Annotated in this window: 1 protein-coding gene; it reads right to left on the bottom strand. The window is 44.4% G+C overall.

Annotation, left to right across the window (positions count from 1 at the left end; genetic code table 11):
- Positions 1 to 190: 190 nt before the first annotated feature.
- Positions 191 to 1,717, bottom strand: a complete 1,527-nt coding sequence (gene bchB / locus AC5JMF_RS02390; protein ID WP_495794125.1) for a ferredoxin:protochlorophyllide reductase (ATP-dependent) subunit B — start codon at positions 1,715 to 1,717, stop codon at positions 191 to 193.
- Positions 1,718 to 1,841: the final 124 nt, after the last annotated feature.

Genomic DNA, 1,841 nt, shown 5'->3' with positions numbered 1-1,841 from the left:
AGCGACACAGGAGCGTCGCGTCATTACGAATTACGAATTACGAATTACGAATTATGAATTACGAATTACGAATTACGAATTACGAATTATTTAAGATAGATTTTGGTATGGTGCGTTATGGACGTTAGTTTTAACGCACCGCAAATCTTTGGTGGTGCGTTACACCGACGCGATAACACACCCTACGAAACTAAGCTCCCACGGCTTCTTTGGCAGCGTACAACACTTCAGTTGTGATATCTTTGATGCCGCGATCGCGTGCAAATTTTTCAGTGTTACGCTTGACTTTACCACGCACAAAACCAGGAATTTTGTTCAATTCTGCTAGGCCATCTTTTGTCCAATTCAGGTCAGATTCCGCAGAAATTCCTTTGGTAATTACTTCTTTGGTATCATGACCACCAAATATTTCTAACAGATGGTCTTCCATTCCTAAAGTGAAGGAATTATAGATTAAATCTGTGATTTGATTGGTACCTTCATAACCTAAGAATGGTTTGTAACCGATAGGGAAGTTTTGCACGTGGATGGGTGCAGCAATCACACCACAAGGAATGTCTAATCGCTTACCAACATGGCGTTCCATCTGCGTACCGAAGATGGCGGAGGGTTCAGCACGGGCGATCGCATCCCCAATTGCACCATGGTCGTCGGTAATTAATACTTCATCACAGTACTCGCTTACCTGTTCGCGGAACCAATCTGCATCATACTTGCAATAGGTTCCAGCCAAAACTACGTGAATGCCCATTTCCCTTGTCAAAATCTTGGTAATGGCTGCGGCGTGGGTGTTATCGCCAAACACTACAGCTTTTTTGCCAGTCAGGTTTTGACAGTCAATGGAACGGGAAAACCAAGCAGCTTGGGATACATGCAAGGTTTGCTCGTTGATGAAGTCTTCGTAATCAACATTAGCGCCTTGGGCATTAATTACCTGCTGAATCTTGCGGATACAACGAGCAGTTTCTACAACACCCATTGGTGTAATATCTACGTAAGGCGTCCCGAATTCTGCTTCTAGGTAATTAGCCGCCATTGAGCCGAGTTCACGATAAGGTATCAAATTAAACCAGGCTTTTGGCATATTCTTGATTTCATGAACCGAAGCCCCATCTGGAATTATGGTGTTTACCTTAATTCCCAAGTCAGCCATGAGTCGTTTGAGTTCGGTGCAGTCGTGATGGTTGTGGAAACCAAGAGTAGAAATGCCGATGATGTTGACCGATGGTTCTGCGGTTTTGCTTGCTGGTAGTTCGCCTTTTTTGCGGGCTTTCTCAATGTAGAATTGGATGATTTGGTGTAGAGTGCGATCGGCTGCTTGCAACTCATTGACGCGATAGTGATTCACGTCTGCCAGCATCACATCTCCTTTAGCTTCCAACTGCGCCCGCTCTACAAAGTTTTGCAGGTCTTCTTGCAAAATACTAGAAGTGCAGGTAGGAGTTAACACAATTAAATCTGGGTGTTCCTCAGCATCTTTGCGAGTAATATTATCTACTACCTTCTCTTGGGAACCGCGAGCCAAAACGTTGCGGTCAACTACACTGGCTGTAACTGGGGTAAAATCTCTCTCCCGTTCTAGCATAGAGCGCATGACATTAAAGTAGTCATCGCCAAGTGGGGCGTGCATGATGGCATGGACGTTTTTAAACGAGCTGGCGATTCGCAAAGTGCCGATGTGGGCAGGCCCTGCATACATCCAGTAAGCCAATTTCATCTTGTGTTCTCCCTTATGACTGATAAATAAAACGGGAATTGGGAATTAGGAATTAGGAATTAGGAATTGGGAATTGGGAATTGGGAATTGGGAATTGGGAATTGGGAATTGGGAATTGGGAATT

The organism is Desmonostoc vinosum (genome assembly GCF_059505385.1).
The sequence above is the reverse complement of the archived record's forward strand: the minus strand, read 5'-3'. Positions and strand labels throughout refer to the sequence as shown.